Source organism: Paenibacillus amylolyticus (genome assembly GCF_047302515.1).
GTDB lineage: Bacteria > Bacillota > Bacilli > Paenibacillales > Paenibacillaceae > Paenibacillus > Paenibacillus amylolyticus_G.
Genome location: NZ_CP168019.1, coordinates 3,089,286 through 3,114,662, shown reverse-complemented (window position 1 = coordinate 3,114,662; position 25,377 = coordinate 3,089,286). Strand labels below are relative to the sequence as shown.

At 48.3% G+C, this 25,377-nt stretch carries 16 protein-coding genes; 9 read left to right on the top strand and 7 right to left on the bottom strand.

Annotated features, from left to right (window positions below; translation table 11 throughout):
* Positions 1–60 precede the first annotated feature (60 nt).
* The 5 genes from ACDJ59_RS13115 (at position 61) to ACDJ59_RS13095 (ending at position 6,845) form a co-directional block, all read left to right on the top strand.
* A complete protein-coding gene (locus tag ACDJ59_RS13115; protein ID WP_413409331.1) occupies positions 61–681 on the top strand; it encodes a flavin reductase family protein in 621 nt (206 codons plus the stop codon).
* 234 nt (positions 682–915) lie between these two features.
* Positions 916–2,070, top strand: coding sequence for a type III polyketide synthase (locus ACDJ59_RS13110; RefSeq protein ID WP_413409329.1), 1,155 nt, complete (start codon positions 916–918; stop codon positions 2,068–2,070).
* 108 nt (positions 2,071–2,178) lie between these two features.
* Positions 2,179–4,410 carry an MMPL family transporter gene (locus tag ACDJ59_RS13105; RefSeq protein ID WP_413409327.1) on the top strand — a complete coding sequence of 744 codons (2,232 nt, stop codon included), beginning with the start codon at positions 2,179–2,181 and terminating at the stop codon, positions 4,408–4,410.
* Positions 4,411–4,601: 191 nt separating this feature from the next.
* On the top strand, positions 4,602–5,621 hold the full coding sequence (locus ACDJ59_RS13100) for a dienelactone hydrolase family protein (RefSeq protein WP_413409325.1): 1,020 nt from the start codon (positions 4,602–4,604) through the stop codon (positions 5,619–5,621).
* Between the two features lie 108 nt (positions 5,622–5,729).
* On the top strand, positions 5,730–6,845 hold the full coding sequence (locus ACDJ59_RS13095; RefSeq protein ID WP_413409804.1) for a rhamnogalacturonan acetylesterase: 1,116 nt from the start codon (positions 5,730–5,732) through the stop codon (positions 6,843–6,845).
* A gap of 125 nt (positions 6,846–6,970) precedes the next feature.
* On the opposite strand, the gene mnhG is transcribed toward ACDJ59_RS13095, so the two are convergent.
* Genes mnhG through ACDJ59_RS13065 form a run of 6 tightly spaced genes read right to left on the bottom strand, consistent with a single transcriptional unit; the run spans position 6,971 to position 12,879 of the window.
* Positions 6,971–7,363, bottom strand: a complete 393-nt coding sequence (gene mnhG / locus ACDJ59_RS13090; protein ID WP_017688856.1) for a monovalent cation/H(+) antiporter subunit G — start codon at positions 7,361–7,363, stop codon at positions 6,971–6,973.
* Positions 7,347–7,631: a Na(+)/H(+) antiporter subunit F1 gene (locus ACDJ59_RS13085; RefSeq protein ID WP_017688855.1), complete on the bottom strand. Its 285-nt coding sequence runs from the start codon at positions 7,629–7,631 to the stop codon at positions 7,347–7,349. Before ACDJ59_RS13085 ends, mnhG begins: the two co-directional genes overlap by 17 nt.
* Complete coding sequence (locus ACDJ59_RS13080) at positions 7,631–8,107, bottom strand: Na+/H+ antiporter subunit E (RefSeq protein ID WP_211081499.1); 477 nt, start codon at positions 8,105–8,107, stop codon at positions 7,631–7,633. The genes ACDJ59_RS13085 and ACDJ59_RS13080 overlap by 1 nt, the downstream gene beginning before the upstream one ends.
* Before the next feature lie 6 nt (positions 8,108–8,113).
* The gene (locus ACDJ59_RS13075) at positions 8,114–9,592 is read right to left on the bottom strand and encodes a Na+/H+ antiporter subunit D (protein WP_211081500.1); all 1,479 of its coding nucleotides are present in this window, start codon (positions 9,590–9,592) and stop codon (positions 8,114–8,116) included.
* Positions 9,585–9,923 (bottom strand): Na(+)/H(+) antiporter subunit C, encoded by a 339-nt coding sequence (locus ACDJ59_RS13070; protein WP_017688852.1) that lies wholly within the window; start codon positions 9,921–9,923, stop codon positions 9,585–9,587. The genes ACDJ59_RS13075 and ACDJ59_RS13070 overlap by 8 nt, the downstream gene beginning before the upstream one ends.
* Position 9,924: 1 nt before the next feature.
* Complete coding sequence (locus tag ACDJ59_RS13065; RefSeq protein WP_413409803.1) at positions 9,925–12,879, bottom strand: Na+/H+ antiporter subunit A; 2,955 nt, start codon at positions 12,877–12,879, stop codon at positions 9,925–9,927.
* Positions 12,880–13,180: 301 nt separating this feature from the next.
* On the opposite strand from ACDJ59_RS13065, the gene ACDJ59_RS13060 reads away from it, so the two are divergent.
* Positions 13,181–14,821, top strand: a complete 1,641-nt coding sequence (locus ACDJ59_RS13060) for a diguanylate cyclase domain-containing protein (RefSeq protein WP_413409322.1) — start codon at positions 13,181–13,183, stop codon at positions 14,819–14,821.
* A 71-nt stretch (positions 14,822–14,892) separates the two neighbouring features.
* A complete protein-coding gene (locus tag ACDJ59_RS13055; protein WP_413409320.1) occupies positions 14,893–15,414 on the top strand; it encodes a hypothetical protein in 522 nt (173 codons plus the stop codon).
* A 104-nt stretch (positions 15,415–15,518) separates the two neighbouring features.
* Here ACDJ59_RS13055 and ACDJ59_RS13050 read toward each other — a convergent pair whose 3' ends face one another.
* A complete protein-coding gene (locus tag ACDJ59_RS13050) occupies positions 15,519–16,658 on the bottom strand; it encodes a GGDEF domain-containing protein (protein WP_413409318.1) in 1,140 nt (379 codons plus the stop codon).
* Positions 16,659–16,890: 232 nt separating this feature from the next.
* Between ACDJ59_RS13050 and ACDJ59_RS13045 the strand changes: the two genes are divergently transcribed.
* Positions 16,891–23,601, top strand: a complete 6,711-nt coding sequence (locus ACDJ59_RS13045) for a hypothetical protein (RefSeq protein WP_413409317.1) — start codon at positions 16,891–16,893, stop codon at positions 23,599–23,601.
* Positions 23,598–25,289 carry a hypothetical protein gene (locus ACDJ59_RS13040; protein WP_413409316.1) on the top strand — a complete coding sequence of 564 codons (1,692 nt, stop codon included), beginning with the start codon at positions 23,598–23,600 and terminating at the stop codon, positions 25,287–25,289. The genes ACDJ59_RS13045 and ACDJ59_RS13040 overlap by 4 nt, the downstream gene beginning before the upstream one ends.
* Positions 25,290–25,377: the final 88 nt, after the last annotated feature.

The following is a 25,377-nucleotide window of genomic DNA, read 5'->3' as shown; positions in this document are numbered from 1 at the left end:
GGAAGTAACGTAAGTGAACCACGTTTAACGTAACATGAGTAGGGAAGGGGATATTTACATATGTATACATTGGATCCACGTGAAATAACGGGAAGAGACAACTATAAACTGATGAGTGGTTCGGTGGTGCCACGTCCAATTGCTTTTGTGACGACACTTTCAGATAAGAATGGTGTAATTAATGCAGCGCCTTTTAGTTTCTTTAATGTGGTTAGTTCGGACCCACCGCTGTTATCCATATCCATTGCACGTAAAGACGGTATCGTGAAAGATACTGCACGTAATGTGCTTGCTCATCAAGAACTGGTCGTGCATATATGTGATGAAGCAATCATAACAGAAGTGAATGAGACAGCAGCCATACTGGAACCCCATGAAAGTGAGCTTGAGCGGACAAAACTTACTATAGTGCCAAGTACAAAGGTTGCTGTGCCAGGAATTCAGGAAGCACTCATTCGGATGGAGTGTGAGCTGTATCAGCACATTCCCATCACGAATGATGATGGTAAACCGGTGAGTGACCTGTTGCTGGTACGCATTGTACAGTATCATTTCAGCGAACAAGTCTACAATCCGGACAAGGGCTATATCCTGATGGATCATTTGAAACCAGTCAGCCGACTGGCGGGGAATGATTATGCCAAACTTGGGGAGAGATTTACTATAATTCGGCCTGAGTAGTTCTGACAGATCGTATATGTAAAATAGGAATGGGTTTAATCCGGTAGCAAAGGCGGACAGCACGTGCGAAACTCGCATATGTTGTCCGCCTTTGCTTGTTAATATGAACATAAACAGGACAGGGAGTGAATAGACTTGTACTATATCCTGCACACATGTCATATGAACCTATTTTATATATAGGTTGTTTAAAAAGCCTACTTTTGAACACGTACGATATAGGAGGTTAAGCCGATGAACCAGCTTGAGGCAACTACTGGGGCAAGTATTATGGGAATAGGAACGGCGTGGCCTGCCCACCGTATTGAGCAAAAGGATGTATCTGCCCGTCTCGCGCAAGCGCTGGAACATGAGCCAGATGCGAGAAGATGGGCCAAACGAATTTTTAATCAGTGCGGTGTGGAGACTCGGTATACGTGTGAACCGAATCTGCTTGAGCCTGTTGATTCTTGCCGATATTTACCCTTTACCAATGCGGACGAGGTTCCGACTACATCCGAGCGTATGGGCAAATACAAAGCTGCTGCTGTTCCACTTGGTCTCGAGGCGGCCGGACAGGCCCTTAAGGATGCAGACGTAACCTCCTCGGAACTTACACATCTCATTACGGTGAGTTGCACGGGGCAATTCCTGCCCGGACTTGATATTCGGCTGATCCAACAGCTTGAACTGTCACCGCAGATCAACCGGATTCCACTGGTGTTTCAAGGATGTGCAGCCGGTCTGAAGGCGATCCAACTGGCGAATTCCATTGTAACGACAGATCAGAAGGCTACAGTTCTCATCGTGTGTGTGGAACTATGTACACTTCACTTTCAGCCATCTGCCAAACGGGACGACCTGTATGCCGCATCGTTCTTCGGAGACGGCGCCTCTGCCTGTGTTATTGGTGCGTCTGGAACAGACCGCAATGAATGTTTTCGACTGGGCCGAGGGCACTCAACGCTGCTCCCGGATTGTGCAGAAGAAATGATCTGGGAAGTCGGCAATACAGGCTTTGATCTCTACCTGTCACCACAGATTCCGAAGCTGCTTGGTTTGCATCTCGGTCCAGAGGTAGAACGATTGCTGGAGGGGAGCGGTTTCCCGGAAATATGGGCGATCCATCCGGGAGGCAGAGGCATCGTGGATGCCGTTCAGAAGCTGTATCAGTTGACAGATGAGCAGGTCTCCTACAGCCGAAACATCCTGCGGGATTATGGCAACCTGTCGTCCGTGACGATTCTTTTTGTTCTTCAAGCCATCCGTGAGGATTACAGACAGAAGGAAGAGCATTCCAGTGGGATAGCGCTGGCCTTTGGCCCGGGATTAACAGCAGAGTTACTTCCTTTTACATACATCCCTGCCCCCATAGCGAACAGAACACCTGTGAATCATGGCATCCAATAGTTCGCGAACCCGAGTGAAGGAGATATACACCGCAAGTGTATGAATGTACTTATGATCTTACCGATGAACATAATCGAATGACTAATCTGATCGCAGAGGAGCTAAGGTATGGGTTATCGCAGACTTGCTGTCCTCATCAGCCGATATCCTCGGTTCATTATTCTCTGCTGGGTATTTATTATCGGGATGTCAGCGGTCTGGGCATGGAATTTACCTGACATTGTTCAAGATCACGGATTAAAACGGGTTCACGGGGATGCACAAGCGGTTGAACTTGTTCTGGAGGATGAATTCGGATCTCCTGCTGATCCGGTTATTCTGGTTTTTGAGAAAAAGGAAAATACCTCGCCGTTACAGTTCCGGCAGTGGATCAAGGATCGTTTGACACAGGTTCAAGTGTTGCCTGCGGTAACTTCTATCACGTCCCCTCTGGATGTTAGCGAAAGGGTGACGCTACAAGACCAAAGGGCATATGCCCTTGTGAAAATGGATGTGCCCGCGCATCAGATGGGTCCCCCACTGGAGCAGTTGCGCGCCGTGCTTGCAACAGACGGTCCAGGTACGGTGCAATTGACGGGAAAGGCAGTCGTCCAGCAGGATGTCAATCATCTGAGCTTTCGTGATCTGGAACGGGCAGAGATGGTGGGCCTGCCGATTGCCCTGATCGTTTTGTGTTTTGCATTCAGGGGGCTATATTCTGCATTGATTGCTGTCATGATGGGGATCAGTGCTGTAATCACCGCGATGGGAGTCACGTCACTCCTTGGTTATCATCTGGAATTGTCCAACTTTATCATTAATGTGATTCCCATGGTGGGCATGGCACTGAGTATAGATTTTGCCCTGATCATCCTGAGCAGGTACAGGGAAGAAGTTCAGCGGGCCTATGAAGATGAAGGCGAAGCTAATGTTCTGGGCAGAAGTCTGGATATGCAGAGCGAGATTCTTCAGCGAACATTACGTACAGCAGGCAGAGCGGTGTTGTTCTCGGCAGCTTGCGTGCTCCTTGGGCTGCTGGGTTTGCTCTGGATCAGACTGCCGATGTTTCTAAGTGTATCATTGGGGGCTATTATTGTTCTGCTCCTATCGCTACTGTTAAATGTTACGCTACTGCCAGCTCTGCTATCACTGTCTGCGGATCGTGTCTTCAGGCGAAAGTTAGTCCATTCGTTACCCAGACGCTCCGTCTGGCATCGATGGTCAGCAATGGTCATGAAACGACCCGTCAGTATGGCAATTGGAGGTACGGTTGTGCTGCTCCTGTGTGTTTATCCAGTGACCCGGCTGGAACTGTCCGTCCCGGATGCCTCTTCACTGCCAGAGAAAATGGAGTCCCGCCAGGCAGCCGAGCAGTTGCAACATGATTTGGGGAAAAAGAGTACCTCCGCCATCGAGATTCTGATTGGCGGACAGCAGGAACTGTTGACTGCCTCTCACTGGCAGTTGGCCCACAACAAAGCCCGTCAACTACTGCAGGACTCAGACGTATTGAGCATTGTTTCACCATGGGGCCTATTACAGCCGAATCAAATTGACTCGCAGAGCCTTTTTCAAATTCCACCGCCGGCGCTCACTCCTTCCATAGAAGGCGAGGAGTCAACAAGGGCCTCATGGCTGCGTTCAACGGTCTCTGATCACTCGATTCGATTGATAGCCACCGTGCACGGGGAGCCTGGGTCGGAACAGGTTGCAGACTGGCTGGAACGAATAAGGAATAGGGATCATGCACCAGGTTTCAATAACGTAAAACTACGTTATGGTGGGGAAGCTGCCAAGCAGTATGAAATAATGCAGGAAGTCACAAGTCAACTGCCCAAAGTGCTGGTATTTGTAGTGGTCACCAATTATCTTGTGTTACTGGCGGCATTCCGATCGATGCTCATTCCAATCAAGGCAATTCTGATGAATCTGCTCAGCTTAGCCGCTTCATTTGGCATATTGGTGTGGGTGTTTAATGAAGGACATCTGGGGATGGAGCCGTCAGCCATTGCCATTATGATTCCTGTATTCATTGCAGGATTGGTGTTTGGCATATCCATGGATTATGGTGTGTTTATGCTTAGCCGCATTCAGGAAGTGTATAGACGAACCGGAGACAGTGATGTGGCTGTCCAACAGGGATTGGCTTCTACAGGCCGTCTGGTTACCTCCGCAGCGGCCATTCTGCTTGCGGTGACTGTGCCGTTTGCCTTTGCTGAAGTCGCAGGTGTGAGGCAGTTAGGGATCGGAATCACGGCAGCGGTGTTGATTGACGTTACATTAATCCGTCTAATACTGGTACCTGCATTGATGAAATTAATGGGCAGGTGGAACTGGTGGCTACCAGGTCAGATGAAATGAAGGGTATTTCCGTAACCTGTCTTCAGGTTGGAGATATCCTTTTTTTGGCTAGAAATCATGTGATTCCATTCAAAACAGGCAAACATGTTCAATTCATGGGAGACATAGATGTTCTATAATGGATGGGATTAATTCCATATGACAGTCTTATATCTACGTTATCCTACGAAAAACAGGAGGGACACAGGCCCATGTCTGATATTGAAGCCTATCTACAACAACAAACGAATCTACGTGGTCGTTCCGCATATCATGCTGATCAACCCCTGGAGTTATGGCGCAGTCAGTTACGTACACGTGTGAAAGAACGGCTGGGCGGTTTTCCCACGATGGCGGCCGCACTGAATCCTGTCTTACTGGAGCGCATTACATGTGACGGATATATTCGGGAGCGGATTGAAATCACGACCTATGCAGGACTGCGCATGCCTGTATATTTATTAATTCCGGGTGATGGAAGCGTTACTGATACCAAGAGACCTGCTATCGTTGCTTGTCATGGGCATGGCTACGGTAGCCGAGAGATATCGGGCATGGAATCAGATGGGTCGCCACGGACAGGAGAGCCCGGATTACACAAGGACTTTGCAGTAGCACTTGTGAAGCGTGGATATGTGGTTGCGGCTCCAGAGTTGCTCGGATTTGGTGATCGAAGATTGGAAGAGGACCGCGATGCGCCACCAGGGGTAAGTTCCTGTACGAAGATTGCTGCGCATCTGCTCATGGTGGGGAAGACCCTTGCCGGTCATAGGGTGTATGAAACAACACGTGTATTGGATTATGTATCGACTCGGCCAGAAGTGGATTCGGAGCGAATTGGAAGCATGGGTATCTCGGGCGGCGGTCTGGTGACCGCATTTACAGCTGCGTTAGATGAACGGTTCCGGGCAACTGTGGTAAGTGGTTATGCAAATACATTCCAGGGCAGCATATTGGATCGGAACCATTGTCTGGACAACTATGTGCCAGGTATCCTGCGTGAAGCGGAGTTGCCGGATCTCATCGGCCTGATTGTGCCTAGACCACTTTTTATTGAAGCCGGAAGTGATGATCAGGTGTTCCCCATCCATGCAGCGAGAGAGGCGCATGCCCGTTTGACACACATATATGAGCAGGCGGGAGCATCAGAATCACTGGATGCGGATTTCTTTACGGGTGGACATGAGATTAGCGGAGCGAAAGCCTATGATTGGCTTGACCAAGTTCTGTGAAGCTGAGGATCGTCAACTAATATAATTCTGATTCGAGAGGAGAATTCAGTGATGAAATGGTCAATATCGGTAAAGCTTCTGCTCTGTTTTGTTCTGTTTGCGAGTACAATGGGCATCGGTTTGGGAAGCAGTGGAGGGCAAGTCGCCGAAGCGGCAACGGACAATTACAGATTTGATTTTGGTTCGGGTGCTGTTGAGAGCGGTTACACAGGCGTGTCCGCAGGAGATGCTTATACGCCTACGAAAGGTTATGGCTTCAACACACCTGCACAGATGAGGAATGTGTCTGCCTCAGGAAGCGGGGTTAAGAGTGACGCTGTGCAGTTTCTGACTTACGGCACCAAGAGCACCAATACCTTCAATGTGAATCTGTCCAATGGCCTATATGAAGTTAAAGTGGTCCTGGGCAATACTGCCAGAGCCAGCGTGGCTGCAGAAGGTGTCTACCAGATCATCAATATGACGGGCAACGGGGCAACGGACCAGTTTCAAATTCCGGTGACTGACGGGCAATTAAACCTGCTGGTTACAGAAGGAAAGACAGGTACCGCCTTCACACTTAGTGCACTCGAAATCCGGAAGTTATCCAATCAGACCGTTACCAACCGCACGATCTACATTGGTGGTGACTCAACGGTATGTAATTACTATCCGCTGGGTAGCAGTGTACAAGGAGGTTGGGGACAGCTGTTTCCGTCCTATGTGAACAATTCCACCTTCCAGGTTCGAAATATGGCGTCAAGTGGTCAATTTGCGAGAGGCTTCCGCGATGATGGTCAGATGGAAGCGATTCTCAAGTATATCAAGCCGGGAGATTATTTTATTTTGCAATTCGGAATTAACGATACCAATGCCAAGAACAATACAACGGAGGCGCAGTTCAAGGAGATTATGCGGGATATGGTGCGTCTGGCGAAGAATAAAGGAGCAACGGTGATCCTCTCAACACCTCAGGGCCGGGCAACGGACTTTAATACAGCCAATGTGCATCAAGCGGAGAACCGCTGGTACAATCAATCCACACGTGCACTCGCTCAGGAAGAGGGAGTTACCCTTGTTGAACTGAATAAGTTAAGTTCTGCCTATTTCACGTCCATTGGTCCTGCGGCAACACTTGCTCTATATATGACAGGGGATAGTCTGCATCCGAATCGTCAAGGGGCTGCGGAGCTTGCGCGTATTGTGGCTGCGGATCTGAGAAGACAGGGACTGAATGGATTCTGACTATGCTATGCTACTTAATCTGTCTGTATAATCAGTGTTGATCCGTGTATGAAAAATACCCCCGGGAACATGCCGCGAAACGGGCGGCTGATCCTCGGGGGTATTTGTTATGCCTAGGCTGGGGATTACTCCATCATATCCTTGGCTTCATGGTTCACTTTTTTCCCTTTTAACAAGGGTTCCAGTTCATCTTGCACGCTCTGCTCCCACAGCGGTACATCTGTGCGATAGGCGGCCCGTCCGTTCAGATGTCCGGCAACCGGAGCCGTGATGAATACAAACAGGATACCTAACAACAAGCGGGCACTGATATAGTTATCGAAATACCAGAAGTAGAAAAATGTAGCGCTTAATACACAGAACACACCAAGCGTCATACTTTTGGTTGCGGCATGGGCACGTAGATATACATCAGGCAGACGAATAAGTCCGAATGCACTGAGTGCACTGAGTAGTGCACCGAGCAGTACGAGTAGACCTATAGCTGTTTCAGCGGCTACTTTAACGATCTCCATCATTTTTGAATACCGCCCCCCGTTCAATATAACGTGCAAATGCTACTGTACTTAGAAAGGCCAAAATACCAATCAGCAAGATAATATCCAGATAGGCTTGGGTTTGCAGCATCATCGACAGAACGGCAACGATGGCAATCACATTGATACCAATGGTATCCAGTGCCGTGATCCGGTCAGCCATGGATGGTCCCCGAAGCACCCTGTACAAGCAACCCAGAATGGCTAAGGAGAGAATGAGCAATGAGATGAACAACAGTGAGGATAACATTAACGCGTCACCTCCATTATTGCTTTTTCAAATGTATTTTGGATATCATCTCTCATTTTCTGTTCATCCTTGATATCCAGTGCGTGAATAAACAGTTTACGTTGATTACCCGAGATCTCAAGCGGCAGAGAACCTGGTGTCAATGAGATCAGTAAGCAGAGCAGAGTAACCTCCCAATCCGAGGACAATTGAGTTTTATACGTAAAAATACCGGGCCTTATATCTAACTTGGGCTTGATAATCTGGCGTATAACCTCAATGCTGGCTCGCACCAATTCCTTGAACAGCAGATTAATCAGTTTGATGATGGCCCAGACTCTCACAATATAGAAGCGCTGGGGGAAGAATCGGCGCATCCCCCCGATGAGAAGCAGCCCGAGCAGGTAACCTATGAGAAAACCAACACCATTCCAGGCGTTGTTCAGAAACATCCATACAAAAGCAATGATAAGATTCAGTACAATCTGAAAGGCCATAGACATCTACTCCTTCAATACGGCATCAATATAAATATTGGGATGCAGTAGAATATCGCCTGCGCGGGAGGTCAATTGGAACATGCCTTCAGCCCCCACACCCATTACGATGATGAATACAAACAGAATTCCGGCAGGAATCAGCAGGCCGTTCACCGCGTAAGGGCGTCTTGTAACCCCGGCAGGTGGTTCGCCCCAGAACGCTTGTATGAAGATGCGTAGTACCGAATATAACATCAACAAGCTCGAAAGCACCGCAATGCCGGTCAGACCATACAAGCCTGCCTGCAAGCCTCCTTCAAAGAGAAGCAACTTCCCTGGAAATCCACTAAATGGCGGCAAACCTGCCAAGGCAAGTGCGCTAATGAAGAACATCCAGCCGAGCAGCGGATAGCGATGGATTAGCCCACCCATGTTGTCGAGTTTGGATGTTCCGGCAACAGCGATCAAGGCACCGCCGAGCAGGAAGAGCAATGTTTTGATCAACATATCATGCAGCATATAGAAGAGCAGACCTTCCAGTGCAGGGCGACTGGCCGAGGCCATACCGAAAGCGACAAACCCTACACCTGCGACCACGTTGTAGATGAGAATCTTGTTTACATCGCGGTATGAGATCGCACCGATGACACCCAGGACCATCGTTGCTCCAGCCATCCATCCAATTAGTGCATGGAAGAAATCAGGATCATGATAGAAGATCAGTGTGAATGTTCGCACAATCGCGTACAAGCCAACCTTGGTAAGCAATCCTGCGAACAATGCAGTGACGACAGCAGGTGGTGCCGCATAAGAGCCCGACAGCCAGAAGAACAGGAACAGCCCGGCCTTGATGCTAAATACGATCAGAAAGAGAACAGCAATTAAGGTAATGACTCCGCTCTGTCCCACTTCAGCAATTTTGACGGACAAATCTGCCATGTTCAGTGTGCCAGTAATGGAGTAGAGGAAGCCGATGGAAGCGACAAAAAGAGCTGAAGAAACAATGTTAATCAAGACATATTTGATCGTTTCGCGAAGCTGTCTTTCCGTACCTCCCAATACGATCAGTGCATAGGAAGAGATGAGCATCAGTTCAAAGCTGACAAACAAATTGAACAAATCTCCGGTTAGGAATGAACCATTAACGCCCGCGATCAGAAAATGAAAGAACGGATAAAAGTGGTGCTCTTCCCGCTCCTTGTTCACACTGCGGAACGCATACAGCAGACACGCCAGTGCAATGATGGAAGCAGCAACAACAAGCAACGCAGACACCATGTCCGCAACGAGCACAATACCATAGGGAGGTGCCCAACCGCCCATATTAAGCGTTAGAACTCCAGTTTGAGTCACACGAGTAATGAGTATCGTTGAAACTGCTGCGGTAAACAAAAGTCCGATGACACTAATGATCCGCTGGATATTCGTTTTCCGGAAAAACAGCAGAGCCAGAACACCTGTAATCAAAGGCAACAGAATCGGCAGAACGACGAGATTATTCATATGGGCGCCCCCTTACTTCTTCCATATCATCTGTTTTCAACTTCAGATAAGAACGATAGGAGAGAACAAAGAAGAACGCAGTGAGTCCGAAATTAATAACAATCGAAGTCAGTATCAAAGCCTGAGGAAGAGGATCGACATAACGTTCAGCCATCTCCCCAAGCAGGGGTGGTGCCCCGGTTTTGAGACGTGACATGGTGATCAAGAGCAGATGCACGCCATGAGTTAGTATGGACATGCCAAGTACGATGCGGAGCAGGCTCCGCGACAAGATTAAAAAGACGGCAACCGCAAACAGAATGCCAACGGCTATACACATCAATATTTCCATATCAGCGATCCTCCCCGATCTGTAGAATGATGGTCATGGTGACACCCAGGACAGCGAGATACACGCCAAGATCAAACAGCATGGCCGTGGCGAGCTCTGTCTCTCCTAGCAAAGGAAGTTCGAAATAGCCGAAGGTTTGACTGAGGAACGGAACTCCGAAAATAAATGAACCTGCGCCCGTCAGTAAGGCTATACCCAATCCGATTCCTGTTAGAATACGGAAGTCAACGGGTAAGGCTTTGCGTATCGTATCAGTACTGAATGCCAGAGCGATCAATACGAGCGCTGCCGCTGTGACTAAGCCGCCGATGAAACCTCCGCCCGGATTGTGGTGACCTGCAAAGAAGAGATGCATGGCAAACGTCAGTATGATGAACACAACAACCTTGGTAGTCGTTTGCAGCAATACATCATTACTTTGCAAGGGTACAGTATCCCACGAAGATGAGCTGCGTTCCCGGTTACCGTACTTTTTCGTATTGTCCGTTTCATCATCCAGAGCAGGTTCGGACTCCTTACTTTCGTCCTTCTTACGGAACTTCAAGCGGGCTCCGAGATCTTTTGCTTCAAGGTTCAGATTAATCATGGAGTAGATGGATAATGAAGCAACGCCAAGCACCATAATCTCCAATAACGTATCGAAGCCACGGAAATCTACCAGCAACACGTTCACGACATTTTTACCACCAGCCGAGTCATACGCTTCCTGAAGGAAAAAGGTAGAAATGCTGTCCAGTGATGCTGTTCCGCTTGCGGCCAGTGCAACAAAAGTCATCACGATCCCGACTGCAATCGCTACGATCATATTTACCGTGAGATAACTGCGGCTTGATTTGCCACGTTGAAGCTCAGGCAGATGGTAGAAGCAGAGCAGGAACAGTGCCACAGATACCGTCTCAACAATCATTTGCGTCAACGCCAGATCTGGCGCCCGGAAGAGTACGAAAAGCAGAGTTACAAGGTAACCAACCGCTCCGGTCATAATGACTGCCGACAGTCTGTTCTTGGCAAAAGGAATCGAAACTGCAGCACCGATGAGTGTGACTAGCAGTACCACCTCATAGAATGAGTAAGGTGCATTGCCTTGCAGATTCCAGGTAATATTTTCTCCTGAACGGAAGAAAGCATAGACCAGCAACGCGACCGTGAATGAGAAAATGTAAACGAGATAATTACGAACCGAGCCATTCATATAGGCTTCCGTCCATTTGCGTGCATAATGCTGAAGATTATCCAGCACGACATGGTACATATTGTTAATTGTTAATCCTTGTGGATAATGCTCATAAATATTCCTCCATCGTGGCAACAGCTTGTAGAGAGTGATTCCGAGAATCACAACTCCGATCGTCATAATCAGTTCCGGAGTCCATCCATGCCACAGGGAGAAATGTACATCGAAGCGCTCATTTCCATTCAAGAGGGATGGAAGCACAGCGGCCATTGCCGGTTCAATCAGTGATCCGGCCAGCAGATTCGGGAAGAGTCCGAATACAACGACAAGAACACCTAGAACAACAGGCGGAATGAGCATGCCAGCGGGCGCTTCGTGCAGCTTCTCGGCAGGGATCTCGCTTTGGCTACGACCGAGGAATGTTTTGAACACGATAATTAGCGCATAGATCAGAGTAAACACACTTGCAAGCCAAGCGAATACCGGCAATAGAACACTCCAGGAACCAAGTCCAAAGATTCGCAGATGCGTGACTTCCACCATCGCCTGGAAGAATAACTCCTTGCTCAGGAATCCGTTGAAGGGCGGAATACCCGCCATGGCAAGTGAACCGATCAATGCCACGGTGAATGTAATTGGCATGAATGAAGCAAGTCCACCGAGCTTCCGAATGTCACGTGTACCCGTTTCATGATCAACAATCCCGACGACCATGAACAGAGCGGCCTTGAAGGTTGCATGATTAAACAGGTGAAGCAGCGCAGCAGTTATTGCCACAGTGTACATCGCAGAGGATTCGCCATATCCGAAGTAGAGAGCAGCAGATCCAACCCCTAAGAGGGACATGATCAGACCAAGTTGAGAGATGGTCGAATAGGCAAGAATCGCTTTGAGATCGTTTTTTTTCACCGCCAGGAATGATCCATAACACAAAGTCAGAAGACCAACGCCGGTAACGAGCCAGAACCAGAGTCCCTGTCCACCGAAGATTGGTGTAAACCGTGCTACAACGTACAGTCCGGCCTTGACCATGGTGGCTGAGTGAAGATAGGCACTCACAGGTGTCGGAGCTTCCATGGCATCCGGCAACCAGATATGGAACGGGAACTGAGCTGACTTGGTGAAAGCTCCAATCAGGATCAAGATAAGTGCGGGTAGAAATAGTGCGCTTTCCTGAAACTGCCCCAATCCTGTAATGGTGGCACGAATACTAAACGTTCCGGTAATGAGATACATCATCATGAATCCGGTAAGCATGGCGAAACCGCCAAATACCGTAATCAGGAATGATTTTTGTGCTCCTGAAGTCGAGGCTTTACGTTTGTAATGGAATGCAATCAACAAAAATGACGTAATACTGGTCAATTCCCAGAATCCGTAGAGCACGATCATATTATCAGACAGCACCACGCCCAACATGGCTCCCATGAACATCAACAGATACAGGTAGAAACGGTTCAGCGCTTCTTTCATATCCATGTAGAAGATGGAGTAGAGAACAACGAGGACACCGATTCCGGTGATCAGCAGTGTCAACATGAGGCTCAGACCGTCCAGATACAGGTTAAATCCAATGTCCAGTGAAGGAATCCACGGGATATTTCCGGATACGGTATTGCGCTGTGACACAGCGGGTATGAGACTCGCAAAGTATACAAATAATAGTGCCGGGACAAGGAGAACCGGCCATCCCAAATGGTTTTTACGGAAGAAACGATGCAGCATGGCAAGAAGAATGCCAGCGGCAAAAGGCAGAATAACAGCAACATGAAGCAGGCTCAACATTACACCCCCAATGTTTAGTATTTCGATTACTCTCTCTGTGACATACAGGCGCATGATCCTTTGAAGGATATGCTTGCTCTCTATATTCATAACCCAAGTATGTATATACAGAATCGTGTCTATTCTTTGAATGGAAGAAACACGGTGAAGATTTCAGTATAATATTGTATGGGCATGTATAATAAAAAAACACACAAGTTCCGATAAATATGAAAACGAATAGGTGACATTCCGTGTACTCTTTACAGCATAGTTATGTTGAGAAGCAAGATGGTTTCACCGTGTAATGGAGGAAGTAATGTCATTCAAAATTAGCACTGTGCTTACAGTCATCTTTGCTGTGTTATCCTTGCTGGTTACCCTGACGATTGGGTCTATTTTTAGCCAAAAGTCATTTGTTGCTGTAGAGACTGAGATTGGTCACTCGCTTACAGGCACGGCCTCACAGGCTTCGGACAAGCTGGATCGATTCATGTCGGCTCGCGCGGGTGAACTGGACCTGCTGGGCCAAATGGCTTCGTTGGAAGATGAATTCCAACCTGATGAGATTCAGATGCTGCTGGATCAGTTACAAGATAGCTTTCCCTCATTCTCATGGGTTGGATTCATGGACCCGAAGGGAAAAGTGTTAGCTGCTACGGATGGTATCTTGCTTGGGGAAAATTTATCAGAGCGACCTGTGTATCAGGAGGGAATCAAGGGTAAATTCATTGGAGATGTGCATAATGCAGTACTTCTTGCCAAGCTGCTTCCAAATCCAACGGGAGAGCCGTTGCAATTTGTCGATATCAGTTTTCCGCTGAAGGATAGCAAAGGAATGATTCAAGGTGTGCTCGCTGCACATTTAAGCTGGGAATGGGCGAAGGAAGTCGAGGAATCCGTACTTGCCCCATTAAAAAGGGAAGAAAAGGACATTGAGTTTTTTATCGTGAGCAAAAAGGAACATACAGTGCTGCTCGGGCCGAAGGAATGGGTCGGTAAACCGTTGGTATTGCCTGGCATCGAAGAGGCCCAGCTCAACAAAAGCAGTTGGTCCATTGAAAAGTGGCCTGATGGTAATGAATATGTGACAGGGTTTGCCTACAGCCAGGGCCATCTGGATTATCCCGGATTAGGCTGGACTGTAGTCATTCGTCAAGTCAAGTCATCTGCTTTTGCTTCTGTGTTTGACCTGATGTGGTTTAATGTGTGGTCTGGACTCGCCGTTACCGTGCTGTTTGCACTGATTGGCTGGGTTGTCTCACGTCTGATCTCTGCCCCACTTGTGCGTCTTACCAGAGTAGCCAATCGACTGCGTGCAGGGGAAGAGCTTGAGATTCCTGCGATTAAGGGGATTAAGGAGATTGAAGTGTTGTCCCGTTCACTTCGGGATATGCTGACCTCTCTTATGAATAAAAACTCAGAGCTGGTCGTGATGCAGAATCTGGCGCATTTTGATCAGTTGACTAGACTGCCGAATCGCACTGCCCTAGAAGTGTATCTGGAGGAGTCTCTGGAGACCGAAAGTGAAAATCACACGCTGACTTTTCTCTATCTGGATCTCGATGGATTCAAACGGGTCAACGATACACTTGGACATCAGACTGGAGATGTGTTGTTACAGAAAGTGGCCCAGCGACTGTCTGCTCTTGTTCAGGTGAAGGGGATAACAGTCCGATTGGGCGGAGATGAATTCCTGATTGTACTTCAGTCTGTTGGAAGTCATCCGAGGGAAGAAGCCATGGCTTATGCAGAAGCCATCATTCAAAGTCTGAACAAGCCGTTTATTATTGAATACGAGCGCATTCGAATTGGATGTAGTATCGGAGGTGCTGAATATCCAACCAACAGCGACAACCCAAGTGAGATTATTCGGATGGCGGACGAAGCTTTGTATGAGTCCAAACGTGCAGGCAAGAACAGAATGACATTTTATTCCGAGTTGAAGCAAGATCGTTAGCGTATAATAACATTAGCTGGGTTATCCCAATCACCTTTGTGCGAATGTGCGTATAAACAAGGAGGGGTGAAATGTCTGGAAAATATACATCTGTACCTTATGGTTATGAGCCACCTGCGGCCAGCCGAAAAGGCACACTGACTTTTTATGACTCGTTTGAACATGTGACTGATGAGCAACTCGAGCGCGCCGCTGCAACGGTAGATACCCGTTCATTCATACAGCTTGTGCTGTATCCTTTACACGAGAGCACGTTTAAACGAATGAGCAAGGATTCGATACAGGCATATTACAAAAGAGAAGACCGCCTGCATGATTGGCGGCGGGAACATCCAACTTCACGTATACGTGTGGAGGGGCTTGAGGGCAAGAGAAAGAAATATACACCTGTGGATAGCGCGCTGCGCCATATCACTGCGGAATATCCAGCCCCTCACTTTCTGTATTTGACGATAGAGATGGCGAATCTGTTTGCTTCATTTGATTCCTTCAAGGATTGGATCAAAGAGCTGCGTCTCATCATTGACGGATCGTCCGAATACCTGCATCCGATGCTGGAGCAAAATCGCCATCGCTGGGAATGGGCGGAATGAAAACATAGACGTATGAAGAAGATCGGCGTGCTGATCGTATTCAGACCCAAAAAAAGTTGTGTTGTACAAACCGGAATTCCGGTGTACAGCACAACTTTTTTTATTTATATTTTCTCTGCCAAGGATGAAGTCAGATCAAGTGATGTTACGGTTTTATTTTTACCTGTTCGTTTCGCGGCATACAGACAGGCATCCACTTCCTCGAACAATTTGTCTTTGGTTAGATTAGGGCTATAGCTTTTGAGACCGATACTCACGGTGATGGTAGCTCCTTCAAGTTCCAGGTGGCCCATCAGGGCAATCTTCTGACGAATCTGTTCCACCAAGGCATAGGCCTGCTTGAAAGATTGCTCAAACATCAATAAGGCGAACTCTTCGCCCCCGTACCGTGCTGCAATATCACTTGAGGTAATGGTTTCCTGAATGATCAGGGACACTTTCTCCAGAATGATGTCTCCAACCCGATGACCATACGTATCATTAATGGATTTGAAGTCATCAATATCGATCAGGGCCAGATGCAGACTCATGCCACTGTTGGCATACTCAAATGCTTTTTCATAATAATCCTTGAATGAGCTTTGATTATAAAGGTTGGTTAAACCGTCTGTTTTGGACTGTTTGGTCATAATGGCATTTCGCACAATAAGGTCCTGCTTGGCAAGCATGCTTGCCTGAAGATCATCGAGCACCTCAACGCCGCTGGTTACGATAACCTGTGCTACATATGTACCTAGGATTAGAAAAGCAGGAATGGATACCATGTCAAATGAAGACAGGTACAACCGGTAGGCCGGATCGAACAAAACCAGAAAGTAACCAGTCATCTGCATCAGAAAGACAATCCAGACTCTTTTTTTACTGAAGAACAGCACCGAAGCAAAGATGGGCAACAGACAGATTGCTAATATAATCCGAATGTCATAATTGACATGAATAATCGTCCAGGCGATAACCGTGCTGGCTATAGACATGGTGTAAAAGGAATATGAACTGAAGCGCCGATCAACCCAACTTGCAAACAAAATGCATGAACTGCTGACGGCCGTTGGCCAGAACAGGACATTCATCAAGAAATCTATAGGTGTGCGATCATACTCCAGAAACAGGAAACAGCCAATCTGAATGGCGAAATGTGCAATGATAACAACCCAGTAGGCATGGAGCATTTTTTGAATCCATTTGGAATGTTTGAACTCGTACTCTGTTGGAATGTGGCTATTGTGCGTATGGAAACCTTTCATATATCACCGCTGACTGCATCATAATGGTACGACAGAATTACTCTCGTATATGATAATTATAAATCACAATGAACAAAACGCAAATGTATTTAACTGTTATGTGAGAACAAGACTGACAGAAGTTTCGAGGTGTCACAAACTTTTTATGGAGGACAAACAAAACTCAACGATACACTCATAGACTATATACATGGCTCCGTTCCATATGTAGGAAATCATTGATGAAGGGGAGGTGATCTTCATTCCTCTTGTCGTTCGTTCAACCGTTAATGCTACGGGAGCAATTACATTTACAGGAAATACGCTTGGACTGAGTCGTTCGGAAACAGCGGGAGTACCCGGAACACAGGACAGTATTGGAGGTTTTATCACAACCAACACCAGCCTCCAGTACGGCACCTATCCACTGGGAACGACAAGCCTGTATCAGAGCAACAGTTCAGCAGCCATTCTTACACTACCTGCTGGAAGTACTGTTCTGTATGCAGAATTGATCTGGGGCGGCAGTTACATCAATGGTACAGTCAATCTGAGTGCTGCCATCAACAATCCGGTTACGTTTATTACTCCAGCAGGGACTTCCAGTGTAACCCCTGATCCACTTACCTACAATCAATTTGATCTGGGGGGCGGTGCTGCTGGCTATGTACGTTCCGCCAATGTGACCACACTTGTACAAAATGGGGGAGCAGGTACATATATCACCGGAGCAGTGGTAGGGACTATTGTTATTACAAATGATTCCACGGCCAATCATGCGGGGTGGACACTTGGAGTCATTTATCAGAATCCCAATCTGCCTTTTCGCAACATGTCTTTGCGTGCAGGGGGCGTACTCGTTCAATCCACTTCACCACCTGTCGTTACCACACTGACTGGATTTGCAACGCCCCTTTCCGGTGTGTTGGGAGGAAGAATACTGTTCAGTGCGCAGGAGGGCGACGCGAACCGGACCGGTGACCAGGCATTATTCGGGCCAACTTCAGCTACATCGGTTGCTTTGTCCGGGCCCAATAATCTAGCTGCGAATTTTTTTGCTTCTCAGATTAACGGAGATACCGGAGCGCTTAATACAACAGGAACGTTTGGGACACGAAATCAGATCAACGGAGCTCCAGGTACAAATATTATCGGTGGACGTCAAGGCTGGGATATTACCAATGTGGATGTTTCAGCAAGACTGATCAATAACCAGTCATCTGCGGTGTTGACATTAACCACCTCGGGGGATGCCTACATTGTCAACGCCAATGCAATTCAAGTTGATATTAATGCACCCAAGATCACATTGGCTAAGGCAACGGTCGCCGCCGGTGCAGTTGCCGGAGATAGTATTCTATATTCGGTTACCGTTACCAATGCAGGCACTGCGAGTGCGGCCAGTGTTGTTTTATCCGATTCACTTCCTGCAGGTCTTACTTTTATTCCAGGGAGTGTCACGGTTGCAGGTGTATCCCGTCCAACACTTGATGTGACGGCAGGCATTCCGCTGGGTTCGTTAACTTTATCCAGCAGTGTTGTTGTAACCTATCGAGCACTCATCGGTCAGGATGCAAGCATCCTGCAACTGGTGAATTCGGCCAATGCAGCCTTTACATTTCAAAGTGTAGCAGGGGGGCCGGTCATTACCGGAGTTATTCCGTCCAACAACTCCACCCTTACGGTTTATTCGCCAAACCTGTCCATTGTGAAATCGGCGAGTACCACCAATGCCACGGTGGGTGACCTGGTAACCTATACACTGCAAGTGAACAACGGAGGGAATGTTGCTGCCAACGTTACATTGAGGGATAACATTCCAAGTGGTAGCTCATATGTAGCAGGCAGCTTTCGTCTGAATGGAAATGTGATTGCTGGCGCCAATCCGGTTACCGGCGTTAATCTGGGGAGCCTCGCGGCAGGAAGTGCCAATACCGTGACTTTTCAGGTACTTGTAACAAGCTTGCCGACACCGCCGACTCTTGTGGATCAGGCGACAGCTTCTTATTCCTTCAATTCACCTGATGGTCGGACGATAACGGGAAACATCGCCTCGAATACCTTAACAATCCCGGTAACATTGCCCAATGTGACCACGGTAAAATCAGCATCAGTCACAGATGTTGCTGTCGGGGAGACCTTCACGTACACCGTAGTTACTACCAACAGCGGTATTCAGGTGATTAACAATGTGGTACTTACAGATGCGCTCCCTGCTGGAATAACTTTTGTTCCCGGCAGTGCAACCGTAAGGGGAACTGTCGTACCGTCTGCGAATCCGAGCAGTGGTATCTCTATTGGGACATTGGCGGCCGGAAGTTCTGCAACGGTGACGTTTCAGGTGAATGTGCAGTCTTTGCCTGCTTCAGGTTCGTTAGTCAATCGAGCGGTAGTGTCCTATAGTTCTGGTGCGTTCACGGGTATTTCCAACTCCAATTCCATTACAACCCCTGTATACCAAGCTGTTGTCGGTATCAACAAGTCGGCAAGCCAAACCAATGCGTCACTGGGGGATCAGATTGCATACACACTTGTGGTCACGAACAGTGGGAATATAACGACTCAAGTGAATGTGACGGATACGATTCCAGCGGGGCTGACGTTTGTCCCGAATTCGGTAACTGTGAATGGTACTGCACGTCCTGGAACCAGCCCATTAACCGGAATAACACTGGGCAGCCTCCTACCGGGAGTTACGGCTACGGTGGTGTTTCGCGCTACACTCACCACACTTCCGACTCCCCCGACACTGGAGAATCAAGGGACAGCAAGTTATACGTACCAGCTTCCAAGTGGAAGGAATCTCTCAGGCAGCAGCTCATCCAATATCGTTCGTATATCTGCATCGGCTCCCAATATTTCTCTTAGTAAAACAGTAAACACACCGGATGCGACAGTTGGAGATGTGCTTACGTATACCGTTGTTGCAACAAACGCAGGAATTAGTGCAGTACAAAATCTGGTGATTTCGGATGCACCATCCGGCGCTGAATTTGTCCCGGGTAGTGTCACGATTAATGGATCTGCTGTTCCCAGCGCAAGCCCCGTTGCGGGAATCGCAGTGGGTACATTGAATAGCTCAAGCAGTGTAACTGTGACCTATCAGACCCGAGTGAATTCCGTTCCATCTACGGGTTTGGTTAGTAACCAGGCCAATGCAGCATTTACATCAGGCAGTTTTAATGGTGTTTCTTCTTCTATAACCGTAAATACACCCGTATTCCTGCCCGTTATGCAAGTGGTGAAATCAGCAAGTACAACGAGCTTGACGGTAGGCGATTCCTTTAATTACACCATCCAGATTAACAATACAGGAAATATTGCCGCAACGGTTACTTTGACAGATCCCATCCCAGCAGGAGCAGTATTCAGTACGAATAGTGTCATTATTAATGGCGTACCTACACCTGGGGTCAGCCCGGAGACGGGAATCAGTCTAGGAGAGATTGCCGTTGCCTCCAGTGCAACGGTCACGTTTGTTGCGACAGTTACCAGTTTGCCAGATGCAAGACAGGTAATTAATCAGGCGGTTGCTTCGTTTGCCTACACGCTTCCAAGTGGGAGAACGGTTGCCGGTTTCTCGTCATCAAACACCATCACTATTCCAGTGTCTCTCCCCAATGTTACGATTGTCAACAGTGACAATGTAGAGTACGGCGTAGTCGGGGATGTCATTCGATACACATCTGTTATTCGTAATAACGGCACAGTAGCCGTTAATAATGTGGTATATGTCAATCCTCTTCCTTCGAATACCCCATTTGTACCCGGAAGTGTCATTGTGAACGGGACTTCGTTCCCGCTCTCCAATCCGACCGCCGGCATTCCAATCGGTACGTTGGCTCCAGGAGCCGAGGTTACCGTAACTTTTGAGGTGACGATTACCATGCCGATTCCTTCGCAGATTAACAATCAGTCGACGGTCAGCTTCACATCCGGTTCATTTTCAGGGTCATCATCGTCCAATACCACTCAGACTCCGGTCATACAACCGCAGATTTCACTTGTCAAAACGGCAAATACCGTAAATGCGACCGTAGGTGATACGGTTGTATACACGGTAACGGTCAGCAACACAGGCAATCTGGAGGCAAATGTTACCTTGACCGATACCATTCCTGCTGCGACTACTTTAGTAGCCAACAGTGTTGTGGTATCTGGTGTACCACAACCTGGAGCGACGCCAGCAGCAGGCATTCCGGTAGGCATTGTAGCCGCGGGGGCGACGGCTGTTGTCACGTTTGCCGTTGTTGTGGATTCACTTCCATCTCCACAGCAGCTTAGCAATTTTGCTACATCATCCTTTACATTTACACCTCCAGATGGGCGGACGTTGACTGGCTCAGCCACATCGAATACACTCACGTTCCCGGTCTCGTCACCAAACGTCGCTGTTGTCAAAAGTACAGCTTCCACTGCGGCTACGGTAGGCGATACGGTGACCTATTCCATTCTGGTGACCAACAGCGGAATTGCACCGGTGAACAATATTCAGTTTTCGGACCCGATTCCAGCTGGAGCCTCCTTCGTTACAGGGAGTGTCACAGTGAATGGGGTTGCGCAACCCGGAGCCAATCCGGCAGGTGGGGTACCCCTTGGTACATTGGGGCCCGGAACGTCCGCGACGGTCACATTCAGTATCCGTGTCGACGCGATCCCGCCAAGTGATCAGTTGAGCAATCGCTCTACGGTCAGTTTCACCTCAGGTACATTCTCAAGTACAACCTTTTCCAATACCGTGGTCACTCCGGTGTATCAGCCTATTCTTTCAGCACAAAAAACAGCCAGTACACAAAATGCTACTGTTGGGGATACGGTCAGCTACACGATAACCGTGAGCAATCAGGGAAACTATGGAGCCCAGATTAACCTGACAGATAACCTTCCAGCCGGAACCATCCTTGTTCCAAATAGCGTTATTGTGAACGGCCAACCGCTGCCAGCAGGAAATCCAGCAACGGGCATACCCGCAGGCAATGTGGCTCCCGGAGCTACGACCACCATTACCTTTTCAGTGGTTGTTGATACGCTGCCAAGTCCGCAACAACTGGTGAATCAGGCTTCGGTAGCTCTATCATATACATTGCCGGATGGGCGAAACATCACGGAGTCTGTTCTATCCAATGTGTTGACCATTACCGTATCGGCACCGGATGTCGATGTCGTCAAATCCACAACTTCAACGGCGGTATCTGTTGGTGATATCGTAACGTATAGCATCGCTGTAACCAATAACGGAATTGCAACGGTCAACAATGTGGTTTTCACGGATGCAGTGCCCACAAGTACCGTTCTTGCGCCAACCGGCGTGTTTGTAGATGGTGTTCTGCGCCCTGGTGCCAATCCTTCTACGGGAGTAACACTTGGTTCCATCGCACCTGGCGTTACGGTAACCGTTGTATTTAGTGTGCAGGTTACGGCGCTCCCGGCAAGTGCAGTGTTAAACAATCAGTCCACGGTCAGCTTTACATCAGGGGCTTTCTCAGCGACCACATTCTCCAATACAGTTACAACTCCGGTCTTTCAACCTATTCTGGCTGCAGTGAAAACGGGAGATCAGACGATAGCAACGGTAGGGGATACCGTTGTGTACAGCATCGCCATTTCCAATACTGGGAACTATGGCGCATCTGTCACGTTAACGGATACCATTCCGGCAGGAACGGAGCTTGTTCCAAATAGCGTTATTATTAACGGGGCTTCTGCACCAGGTGCAGATCCAGCTTCGGGTATTCCGCTTGGTGTCGTTTCCACAACAACTCTAGTTACCTTCTCCGTTGTGATTGTGACGTTACCTTTGAGCCAGTCCATCACCAATCAGGCTTCTGCTACATTTTCGTATACATTGCCTGATGGAAGAACACTTGGAGGCACGATTACGTCCAACGCACTCAACATTCAAGTATCTGCTCCGAATGTCAGCGTTGTGAAGACCACTCCGGTGATTGATGCTGTGGTGGGCGATACGATTGTATACGAGATGGTTGTGACCAATGAAGGAATTGACCCGGTAAACAACATTGTGATCACCGATCCGATTAACCCAGCCACCACATTTGTTACAGGCAGTGTTCTGGTGGACGGCGCCCCACGTGCCTTGGCCAACCCTGCGCTGGGCATAGCCCTTGGTAGTTTGGCGCCTGGAGCATCGATAGCGGTATCGTATGCAGTGCGGGTCAATACGCTTCCAACACCACCACAAGTGAGCAGTCAGTCTTCCGTAAGTTTCACATCGGGTGTCTTCTCGGGAGCAGCGTATTCCAATACGGTTGTAACACCAATCTATCAGCCGATTATTGCCGTAACCAAAACGGGGAGCACTTCCAATGCAACGATTGGTGACACCATCACCTATTCTTTTGCCATTAACAATAGCGGGAATCTTGATGCAATTTTGACATTAACGGACAATATACCGAATGGAGCCGTACTGCTTCCCAACAGTGTTCTGATTGATGGTGTTCCACAGCCAGGTGCCAATCCGGAGACGGGTATCGCTGTGGGTACCATACCGTCCGGAGGTACGGTTATAGTAACGGTTACCCTCGAAGTGACTGTAGATTCGTTGCCGCAGGATCAGCAACTGGTTAACCAGGCGGTCGCCAACTATACATTTAGCCCACCCGATGGCCGTCTGTTGACGGGGACCGTATCTTCGAATGTTCTGGTTATCCCGGTATCTGCACCAAATGTGACTGTTGTCAAAAGCACCAGTGCGGTTGATGCCGTTGTCGGCGATGTGATCACCTATACGATTGTTGTAACGAATAGCGGCATTGAAGTGGTGAATAATGTGGTCATGGTTGACCCGGTACCTGTCGGTACAGTATTTGTGCCAGGAAGTGTTACGGTGGAGGGTGTGCCAAGACCAACAGGGAATCCGAATACAGGCATCACGCTTGGTTCGATTGCTGCGGGTGCTTCCGTTACGGTTACATTCAGAGTAGAGGTTGTGGTGATATGAGCCAATCTTCCGGTCCGTTGTCCCATTGGCTAAAGAATCAGTCCCTGGTTCGATTCAGCTCGGGTGCGACTGAACTGGAACAGGTATCCTATTCGAATACGGTTGTAACACCGTGGATCGGCCCCAGGCTTGAAGTCAGAAAAGTCTGCAATGTCACAGAGGCTGCCTTGGGGCAGTCTCTTATCTACCGTGTTGAAATTGTTAACACCGGAAATCTTACGGCCCTAGTTTACCTATTGGATCAGCTATCTGCAGAGACGGCACTGCTTCCCAACAGTGTATTGCGTGATGGTATTCCGTTACCGGGAGCATCACCGGAGAGAGGATTGCCTCCAGCTGAAATCGCGCCCGGAGCCACGTTGCGATACCACTTCCAAGTTGTAATCTTGCGTTTACCTCAGGCACTGAAGCTGCTGAATCAGGCACAGGTTAACTATGAGTTTTTGACACCGGAAGGCAGAACGGTTACAGGTATGGAACAATCCAATATCGTGGAGGTCAATCTGGTCTCATCCCGGCTGGAGATCTCCTTTCAGGCGGATCACATCTATACCTTCTCAGGGGATATTGTCATGTACACCGTCATCGTGAGCAATCCGGGTTTTATTACAGCCACGAATGCCCAAGTAACGATTTCTTTGCCACAAGGTATTGTTTTTATACCCGCGAGTGTCATCGTAGATGAAATGTTTGCGCCACAAGTAACGCCTGATACGGGCATACAACTTGGAGAGATTTTGCCCGGAAGCTCAATTAGGATACAATATCGGGTTCAGGTTACGCGGGGAAGCGATGCAAACGGGATATCAAGTGTAGCCGTACTGGCGTATATTTCGGCAGGACAGCAGGAGACGGTTTACTCCAATCAGGTTACCCTGGAAGTGATACAGCCCCAGGTCTCTGTGGTGAAAAGTGTGCTCCCGGTAACGGCCACATTAGGTGATGTCGTCCAATATAATATTACCGTCTCGAATGCAAGCAGTTACGCGGTGGATGGAACTCTCCTGGATGTACTGCCCACAGGTATGACATTTGTCGAAGGCAGTTTGGGCTGGAATGGGGTTAAACGTCCCGGAACCAATCTGGCTAAAGGGCTTAATCTGGGGACGTTGACAGCCCGGTCGGTTCTGAATATTCAGTTCGAAGCGAAACTTCCAGATCGAGATGAATCGATGCCTGATGACTACAGGTATGTGAATCATGCTAGCCTGATGTATACATTTCGATTGCCGGATTCACGGTCAGTGCAGCGGATGATTACATCCAATGAAGCTGTGGTCGAATTGAAAGCGCCGATAATTCAGGCTTACGTTCAAGTGACACCCACATTGGTCGAGCAGGGAGGTACCGTCACATTTCAGGTACGTGTTGGGAATACGGGTAATTTGCCGGCACGAGTACAACTTGGGTGCATTTTACCTGAGGGTGCCAGATGGCTTGGGCAAGCTACGGGTGAGATCCAATTGAGCTTACCAGAGTATTCCACACCACGGGTTCTGCATGTGGGCGTGATTGAGCCTGGAACGGAAAAGAACATCTCCTATGTAGCGAAGTTAGCTTCTGAGAAGACGGGGACGCTGCAAGGAGCATTGATTGCTAGGTACACATATGACTGGAATGGACAAAAACGGGCTGGCGAAACTCGATCGAATGAGTACAGCATTATTGTGGAGTATGGAGAAGAATAGGAGGTATCACGGTTAACAGTAACTTGTCTGAGGAATTTGCTCATTCTGGATGCCATGAGATTACACGAACGTAAATGAATGGTATACT